At 65.9% G+C, this 9,357-nt stretch carries 4 protein-coding genes; 1 reads left to right on the forward strand and 3 read right to left on the reverse strand.

The window, feature by feature from the left end; all coding sequences use genetic code 11:
- Positions 1-895 precede the first annotated feature (895 nt).
- From VGR67_04720 to VGR67_04730, 3 genes are all read right to left on the reverse strand, one after another.
- Positions 896-1,852 carry a LamG domain-containing protein gene (locus VGR67_04720; protein HEV8335702.1) on the reverse strand — a complete coding sequence of 319 codons (957 nt, stop codon included), beginning with the start codon at positions 1,850-1,852 and terminating at the stop codon, positions 896-898.
- A 338-nt stretch (positions 1,853-2,190) separates the two neighbouring features.
- Entirely contained in the window at positions 2,191-4,641 is a 2,451-nt protein-coding gene (locus VGR67_04725) for a hypothetical protein (GenBank protein HEV8335703.1), read from the reverse strand.
- A 185-nt stretch (positions 4,642-4,826) separates the two neighbouring features.
- Complete coding sequence (locus tag VGR67_04730) at positions 4,827-5,270, reverse strand: dockerin type I repeat-containing protein (GenBank protein ID HEV8335704.1); 444 nt, start codon at positions 5,268-5,270, stop codon at positions 4,827-4,829.
- A 205-nt stretch (positions 5,271-5,475) separates the two neighbouring features.
- Here VGR67_04730 and VGR67_04735 point away from each other — a divergent pair.
- Positions 5,476-9,357 (forward strand): hypothetical protein (locus VGR67_04735; protein ID HEV8335705.1); only part of this gene is annotated, 3,882 nt, incomplete at its 3' end.

The raw sequence follows: 9,357 nt of genomic DNA on the forward strand, positions 1-9,357 counted from the left end.
GAAGGTCCGCGGCCCACCCCCGTCGACCTCGGGGTCTCGGGACCCTGGGCACGGCCATCCCCCAGACGACTGGTCCGAGAGCGTCGATCCCCCTCACCCCGAAGACGACTCCGATCCGCCGTTCGAGGATAGCTGGGAGGGTGACGACAGGCCGATGACTCGGGTGGGCCGATCCCGGATCCCCAAGACGCCACCTGCCAATTGCACGGCATCGACCGGGGCGCCAACGCTTGATCCGGGGAATCCCTGCTCTCAGCCGATCGCTTCCTCTTGAGTTCATGGCCCGATCCCGATCCCGGAGGGCCCCGGCCCATCCGGGCTGCCTCATGGCCCCCTCCGAGATCGAGAGGGAAGTTGAGAGGGAAGTTCTGACGGCAAGACCACTTCACGCAAATCCTGATCCGTCTAGGATGTGGGTCGAGAATCGTTATCCGTTTTTCAAGGTCGTCGAGGACCAGTACGCATCCCGGAACACGCTGAACACCGGATCGATCGCCGGGTTGCGTCGCCCGTAGTCCGCGAGGCTCTGAAGCTCTCTCACGTTCGGCAGGTGCCAGTCGTCATGGCCCCCGAAGTGCAGGTTTTCGCACTAGGCAGCGCGTCACACCAGGTGAGCTGGTCCGCTTCCGTCGATTGGCCATCGCCGTTCGTATCCGCCGTTTTCTTCTGCCACTGAGCCCGGTGCAGGTATCCGTCACCGTGCCATCGCCGTGGTCGGCGAAGCGGCCCGACCCATCCGGCCCATCGCTCGGGCAGCCGGTCGCGTGGGAGCCGTCCTGGCCGGCGCAGACGGCCTGGTCGCAGGGGATTTGCCTGGCCAGCGGCGCGCGCTGATCCGAAGTCACCGGGCCGCCTTGCCGGAGATCCCTCATTCCCCTCCTGTCGGTGCACTGCGCTACGGACAGATCGTCGACCCAGACGGGCAATCGCCGGGGGGCACATCGACGGATCCGCAGTCTGGAAATGGCGCGGGAGGCGACGGCCCCCCCGTAAACTGGTAGAAGATCGCGTAGAGGCCATCGCTGATATCCCTTCCACCGTCACCGTTACAGTCAGCCGCGGCCGCGCACGCGGTGGCGGCGCCGCCGCGGAAGAGCTCGTTGAGGATCCATACGCCGTCGGCGACGTCCGTCTTACCATCGTCGTTGGGATCGCAGCGCAGGAACCTGGGAAGCAGCGGAATCCCGGTGGACGCCTCCCACGATGGGTCGTTGGCATCACTGTCCGGCGAGGATCCCAGGCGCCCGTTGTTGTGCCAGACAGACATATCCGCAGCCACCTGACCGCTTCCTTCGTCGAACGGCCAATAGCCCATCAATCCCGCTTCGTCGCCCCGTAACCGCACTTTCATGTCTGCTTGAATAGCAGCTTCGCTCCGCGCGATATTCCAGATGCGCACCTCGTCGATCAGCCCTTCTACGGAGCTTTCCCAAATGCCGATGTGGACGAATTCGATGTCGGTCACATCCCCGAACTGGGGCGTTGAGGAAATGAACTTGCCATTTCGGTAGATCCTGATGGCCGTGACATCGTAGGTGGCAGCGAGGTGTTGCCATTCGTCGACCACGAGCCCGCCCGCCGCCGAAGTCGCCGCGCTACATTCAGGCGTGCAGACGCTCAGGCCCCATTTCGAGGGGTCGTCCCCCTCGAGGAAGAGCACCCAACCTGAGCCATCAAGGTGGGAGTCGCTTAAAACCCCTCGCACGATAGCCTTGAAGTCGTTGTTACCTTCCAGCGAGAAAGGCCGGACCCACGCTTCGACGGTGAAGGCGCTATCGAAATCGAATCCCCCGGTGTCCTTCACGCTGACGAAGTCGTCCGCCCCATCGAACCGCAGGGCATGCTGGGCCATGCTGTTCCCCGCCCCCTAGTACAGCACCAGCAAAGAACAGAGTGCGGAGTGTGTGATTCTATAGTGCATGTTTTCTTTCTCCTGGAGATGGTCTTCCGGTTCGCTGATAGGGGTCAACCATAGATTCCCGGCCGAGGAGCGAAAGGCGCAGCTTTCTGTCCGGCTGGATGACCACAGCGCGAACCGGACCGTTGATGCCGGACCCCGGATCGCACGAAAGATCCAAGTCCCCGGGCGCCGCGAGGAGGTGAGTACCGGGAACTCCGGCGACGGAGAGGAGAGTCACCGCACCAAGCCATGTTCGAAGGAATCCGGGTATTTTCATGGCGCGAGGCCTTTCATTGCGGACAGCCTTCCGGCGGTGTCTTGCAGGTCCCCTCGTCCTCTGGAAGCGTCCCGGTTCCACAGACGGGATACGGGGCGACCGGTGCGGGCCCTCCCAGGAAGAGGTGGGTCAGGAGGTAGATCGGATCGGTGATATCCACTGCGCCAACGCCATCCATGTTCGCGACGGCAAGGCACCCGGGACCTGCCCCGGCGAAGAACAGCCAGTTGAGGATGCACACGGCGTCTGAGAGATCGACGCGGCCGTCGTCGTTGCAGTCGCCGCGGAGGAAACTGGAACGCGACGCGGCGTCTCCGTGGAGACGCGCCATGTACGGACGCAGCACTCCGTGGAACACGAAAATATCGCCGCAGACGAGCACGCCGCCGTCAGACTCGAGCGCGACCGAGGAAGTCCCGGACCAGGGCGGGTCGAAGCGGGGAATGAAACTGCGGTCCAGATCCCCATCGGGGTGGAGGCGGATGACCCCCTGGTAGGACAGGTCGTTCCCGTCCTTCCCTAGAAAGTAATCGCCAGGGGCGACCACCTTCCCGTCCGGTTGCAGGGCCAGGGTGGGCGGAGTCGCAAGTCCGCCGATATTCCCCGTGCCATGGGCCGCGTTGAAGGTGCCGTCGAGACTGCCATCGGCGTTCAGGCGGGCGATCAAACGGAAGCCGCGGTCTATGGGTTCGTCGACGGCCCAGAAGCGTCCGGCGATGAGCAGCTTGCCATCGGGCTGCAGGAGAACGAAGTAGACCACCTGACCATCGAGCGCGAAGGTGAAGCTCCTGTCGAGACTGCCATCGGCCTGGAGGCGGGCGATCAGGTGGTAGTTCGCTTCACCCTCGATCCCAAAGTAGCCTCCGACGAGCACCTTGCCATCCGGTTGCGCCACGATGGATTCGATGGAGCCGCCTGTATGGGCCCGGTGCAAGTTGAATGAGGCGTCCAGGCTCCCATCGGAATTCAACCGGGCCATGCCGTGGCGGTACGTGCCGTTGACAGTGTCGAATTCGCCGCCGATGAGCACCTTGCCATCGGACTCGATCGCAATGACACGGACAAACCCGTTTTCGTTCAGGCCTGTGCCGGGGTCAAAGCTCTTGTCGAGGCTCCCATCCGCGTCGAGTCGGGCAATGCCGGCGCCCGCCGTTCCACCGTACCCGCCGACAAGCAGCGTGCCATCCGGCTGCCGTTCCATGGTCGTGACGGAACGGATGCCCGGATCGGGGACAAAACTGTGGTCCAGACTGCCATCGGCGTTGAGGCGGGCGATGCCACCCCGGCTGATTCCATCGACGAATGAGAAGCCCCCGGCGATCAGCACCTTGCCTTCGGAGAGCGCAATGAGCTTGTCCACCCCACGCTGGATTCCTCCGCCCGCGGTAAACGTGCTGTCAAGGCTGCCATTGACATTGAGGCGGGTCAATAGGTAGTAATCTGGCTCGTCGCCGAAGTATTTGCTACGGCTGACGAGCACCTTGCCATCCGGTTGCACGGCCAGAGAAGCGACACCGGGGTAGTAGCGGCTCTGGTCCGGGTCGAAAGAGCCGTCCAGGCTCCCATCCGCGTTCAGGCGGGCGAGGTAGCGCTTTGTTCCATCGGAGGCGAGGAAACCACCTCCGATGAGCACTTTACCATCGGACTGCAATGCGACCGAGTATATGCTGGCCGTCCCGCCCGGATCGAAGCTCCTGTCCAGGCTCCCATCCGCATTGAGGCGCGCGATGCCGCTCCGGCTCTCGCCGTTCACGGTCGTAAACCAGCCGCCAATGAGCACCTTGTCATCCGGCTGAATGGCGATCGACCACATCGAGTCGTCCAAAGCTCCTCCGAATGCATGGTCCAGACTGCCATCGGCGTTGAGACGGGCGATGTTGCTTCGGACCGTGCCGTTAAAGCCCAGGAAATAACCACCGATGAGCACCTTGCCATCGCGTTGCACAGCGCCGCAATAGACCCCAGCGTCTTCTCCATTGAGTCCAGAGCCCGGATCGAAGGTGCTGTCGAGGCTGCCATCGGCATGGAGGCGGGCGATCCCAGGACGAAGGGCGCCGTTGACGGAGAAGAAGCCGCCGGCGATCAGGATCCTGTCATCCGGCAGGACGGCAAGCCAATTGACACTCGCCGGGAATAAGCCATCGGTCAACAAGGTCGGAGCGATGAAACCCCTGTCCGGATGCCCGTCCGGGTTGAGACGGGAAAGCCCGTTGCCATGCCCCACCAGCACCTTTCCATCGGACTGCTTCGCGATGGCCACGACCTGAGAGATCCCCGTGTTCAAGTCCCCAAGGGTGAAGCTGCTATCGCCGCTGCCATCGGCGTTGAGCCGGGCGATATCCTGGCATTTGACGCCCCGGACCATGGTCATTCTCCCGCCGATGAGCGCCTTGCCGTCAGGTTGGACGAAGACGACAAAGACAGGGCCGTTGACGCCCGAGCCGGGATCGAAGGACAGGTCCACATCTCCAGGAAGAGGCGGCCCTGCCGGAATCGAAGGAGCGATGGATGCCAGAAGCGCCGGACACAACACGGAAGCAAGGAGGGAGATTCGGTTCCTGGTCGGCATGAGTGTGTGTCCTTGAGTCTGAGGTCCGATGGGGCTGATCATCCTGCGATCAGCGCTGGCGAGGGGCCGCGTCCCTTCAATCATCCATGCGATTCTTTCGCCCAGATCCCCTCAAGATTCGCCTTCCGACGCTTTGCGGACGCCCCTTCAACCCCCGGCGTCCCATCCGTCCCGCACGCCCCGGACGGTTCGGGCGGCGCCGTCACGCCCAGGAACAGGTATCCGAGGAGCGCGATCGGGTCCGAGAGGTCGATCTTGCCGTCGTCGTTGACGTCGGCGCTCTTCTCGCAGGCGAGCTTTTCGGGTTTGCCGAGGAAGAGGAAGCCGAGGGCGGCGATGGCGTCCGAGATGTCGGACCTGCCGTCAGCGTTCGTATCGCCACGGCGGAAGTTCCGAAGTTCCTGTCCTTGGCCCCGTACCCTGATCCCGCCTGCCTGCTCCGGACTCGCTGCTCCCCTGCCGGACTCCCCCTCAAGCGGCGGACCCACGAAGGCCGCACCGGAAACTGCCATGAGAAAAACCATCGCGCCGCCGAGAGGGGAGCGCGAGACAGGCGAATCGGTGGAAACGACGGCAAAAATCCGGTGGATCCCAACATTGCTACTCTCCTTTTTTTGGGGAGACATACTGGATGTAACAAGCTGCCTGTTCCACCAACACCAGTTGACCAAGAGTGACAGTCACTCCTGACTGTCACTCCTTATCTTACCGGATAAAATGAAACGCCGGATGAAAAATTTCCACCTGGTTTTCTGCATGGTCGCTCTGATTCACGGCGTTCCCCTCGCGGCCGCGCCGATCGTCGCCGGCTACGCGACGCGCCTCGTGGTCGACGGGCCGATCCCGACCGGAAGCTCGGTGACGGTCAGCGGGCGCGGCGCGCCCGCGGGGGAGGGCATCTGGGTGGAGCTGTGGAAGATCCCGGCTGCCGGCGGCGGGCACGTGACACTCGGGTCGGCGCCGGCAGCGAACGGCTCCTTCCGATTCGAGGATGTTCAGGTTGCCGGGGGGGATGCGCTCTACGCCACGCTGTCGCGAAGCTGGCAGTTCTCGCGGGCCGGGGACGCCGAGGGGTGGGGCGCCGAGCACGATGCCCGCCTCACCGTCGCCGGCGGCGCGCTGCGAGTCGAGCTGCAAAATCTCGATGGCGATGCCTACACCGACGCCTACTTCCAGAACGCCTTCCGCTACAACCCCCGTTATTACCGGGTTCTCGAGGCGCGCCTCAAGAACCCCGTTCCGCCGGCCCCCTCGAATCTCCTGGGTATTTTCTGGGGCGCTCCGCCGGAGGCTCCGGGCGGCGCGACCATCGCCGAGCACAACGCCGAAATTCCAGGCTCGATGACGGGCTACGAAACCATCTTGATTCCCATGAATGTCGCCGAGACGCGCATCATCCCGGGCCCGGCCGCCGCGGGCCTCGATGGGCTGTGGGCGGCTGCTGCGGTCAACGCCTTCCTCCGGCTCGATCCCCTCAACAACCTCCCCGCGAACGACCGCAGCCGGGACGGCGCCGTGATCGAAATCGACTGGATCCGCCTGCGCGAGGACTACCGCAGGGATTTCCATGCCGGCGGCGACCTCGAGGGGCTCGACTCCTTTTTCGACGCCTCCGGCGTCCAGGTGGCCGGAGGCTTTCTCCGCTACAGCGGCGCCGGCGATCCCCGCTTTTTCTCGAGCCTCGAGACCGGTCCCATCGAGAGCGGGCACTTCACCCGGCTCGCCATCGGTCTCGAGGGATCGACCGTCGCCATCCCCTCGAACGAGGTCGCCCTCTTCTTCGACGACCGGGACAGCTCGGGATACCGCGATGCGGGCGGCGCGGGGACTCTGCAGCGAGCCGTCCTGGCCACTCCCCTCGACGGACGGCGCGACCTGGCCGAGGCGCTGGGGCCCGCCAGCGCGGGGGAGTGGAGCGAGGATGGCGCCGTGAGGACGGCCGGCCTCCGCTTCGATCTCCCCGAGTCGGCCACCGCGGGTGACCAGGCGCGCCTCGACTACCTGGCGCTGATCCCGGAGACGCCGTACGGTCCGAGCCCGGCGGTCGCTTCCAGCCCGACGCCCGTCGCGACGGTGGCTTTCTGGGAGTTCGCGGCGGGATTGCAGGGCTGGCAGCCGAACTTCGCCACGGCGAATGTCGCCATCACCGCGGACGGCCTCGAGCTCGACAGCACGGGAATCGATCCCTGGATCACCAGCCCGCTGTTCAACCCGCCGGCCGGACTGGCGCTCCGGATAACCTTCCGCATGAGGAGCGCTGCCGATGGCGGCGGGCAGCTGTTCTATGGCCAGTCCTTCGCCGAGGAGCGCAGCGTGCGCTTCCCCGTGCAGGCTGATGGGAGCTGGGCGGATTACTCCCTGACGATTCCGGCTCAGCCGGCGGGGATCCGCCTGCGGCTCGATCCGGCGACGGACCGGGGGCACATCGCGCTGGCGTGGCTGCGCGTGGAAAGCATCGAGCCCATCCAGGCGCCGGCTCTCGAGCCGCCGTCGCGACCGGTTGCGGGCGCGCTGCCGGCGTCGCGACTCGTCTCCGGGCCGCTGGAGCTGGTCCACTTCGGAGAGCGCTGGGGAGGGTTCGTTCTCAACGTCGCGGGAGTCGAGGCGGCGGCGTCGCACGATGCGGGCATGCTCGGTTATTACGAGGCCGCCGGATTGGCCTGGAAAGAGATCGGCGGGCTTCCGGTCAAGGTGAATTTCGCGGACGGTGTACTGGTGGAGGAGGTCTCGTTCGCCGACGGCGACGGCGCCGCCTGGACGCTGAGGAGAAGGTTCGAGGCGGGAAAGATCGCCGGCAGCATCGCCGTGGAGGCCTCGATCGCATGCGACCGGGGGCGGAGCCTCCTGCACGTTCCCTGGATGACTCTTTTTCCGGGCCTCGGCACCTTCGGCGACGCCAAGCACCAGGGACTTTTCGCCGGTCTCGAGTACCTCGCCGACGAGCCGTCGAGCAGCCAGGCGGACGTGACCACGCCGGAGCACGTGCGCCTCGTGCCCGATCCGTCGAAGATCACCTTCCCGCTCATGGCCATCGAGCATTCCGGGCGGTTCCTCGGCCTGGTGTGGGAGCTTTCGCCGCTCGCCGCCGCGGTCTTCGATTCGCCGGATCGGACGCACGGCTCGGGGGCGCACTTCCTCGGCCTGTGGGCGCCCGGCGTCGGCTCCCTTCGTGTCGAGAACTCGCTCTTCGCCCAGTCGCCGTTTCCGATCGAGGCGGGGTCGGCGCTGGTCTGCCGCGCGACGCTTCTGGGCGGCGAGGGGCCGAGCGTGGCGCCGGCCGTGGAGCGGTACGTCGCCCTGCGCGGGCTGCCGGCGGTTCCTTCCTTCACGGGTGGACTGCCGCGCGCGGTGAAACTCCTCGCCGCCGGCTGGCTGGACTCCGACGCGTACGCAGGCGACGGACTCTGGCGCCACGCCGTGTGGCCGGGTTTCAACCCGCAAAAGGCCAGCGACGCCATCGTCTTCATGCTCTGGCTCGCCAATCGCTCCGGCGATGCGGCGCTCGCGGCTAGATTGCGAAGCGAGTCGGCCCTGGCCCTCGGCAAGCGCCGGGCCGATGACCCCGCTTTCCTGAGCGGCGTCTCGCACGTCGGCTGGCCGACAAACGCGCTCCTCCTCGGCAATGTCGCGGGGCATGTGGCGGCCCGGCGCGACGGGGCCGCGGGCCAGACCGGGCTCTTCGACGCTCAGGGCATCCGCCACTACCCGCAGGGCGGGGCGAAGCCCGAGCTCGGGGCGACGCACTTCGCCGACCACGCCAATGGCTATGGGGGGAGCGCGCTTCAAGGGATCCTCGAGGCGGCGGCCCTCTCGGGCAATGCGAGTCTCGCTTCGAAAGGACTGGCGCTCCTCGACCAGCAGACAGCCCTCTACCGCAACTCCGAGCCGCGGGGCGCGCAAACCTGGGAGGTGCCCCTGCACACGCCCGACATCCTCGCCTCGGCCTACATGCTCAAGTGCTATGTCCTCGGTTACGAGCTGACCGGGAACGAAAGTTACCTGGAGGAGGCCCGGTACTGGGCGTGGACGGGAGTGCCCTTCATCTACCTCGAGCCGTGGAGCAAGGGAGAGGTTTCGCGCTATGCGACCATCCCCGTTTTCGGCGCCACCAATTACGTGGCGCCGGTGTGGATCGGGCTTCCCGTCCAGTGGTGCGGCCTGGTCTACCGCTCCTGGCTCCACCGGCTGGCGATTCACGATCCGGGAGGGCCCTGGGAGACCCTGGCGCGCGGCATCACCGTCTGCGGCCTCCAGATGTCCTGGCCCGAGAGCGACGCCGCCCGTCTCGGGCTTCTCCCCGATGTCTTCGATCTGCGGGGGCAGAGCCGCGGCGGACCCGCGATCAATCCCGGGACGGTTCAAGGAAGCCTCGCCGAGGCCTTCGGCGCGGGGAGCCTGTACGGCTTCCAGAGGGCGAAGGATCTCGGCTGGCTCATCAGCGCGCCGGGAGCGATCGAGGAATTCGAGGCGACGCCGTCGCGGGTCCGCTTCGCCATCAAAGGTTGGGGGCCGGACGCGTACCGGGTGCTCCTGGCCCGCGTCGCGTCGCAGCCCGCGGAGATACTCTGGAGGCGCGCGGCCTCCGACGAGCCCTTTGCTCCCGCGACGTTC

It is taken from the genome of Candidatus Polarisedimenticolia bacterium (assembly GCA_036004685.1).
GTDB lineage: Bacteria > Acidobacteriota > Polarisedimenticolia > Gp22-AA2 > AA152 > DASYRE01.

What these genes read in the sequence shown, in the direction of transcription:
- VGR67_04720 (HEV8335702.1), bottom strand. Translation starts at nt 1,852, where the DNA reads ATGGCCCAGCATGCCCTGCGGTTCGATGGGGCGGACGACTTCGTCAGC.
- VGR67_04730 (HEV8335704.1), bottom strand. Translation starts at nt 5,270, where the DNA reads ATGGTTTTTCTCATGGCAGTTTCCGGTGCGGCCTTCGTGGGTCCGCCG.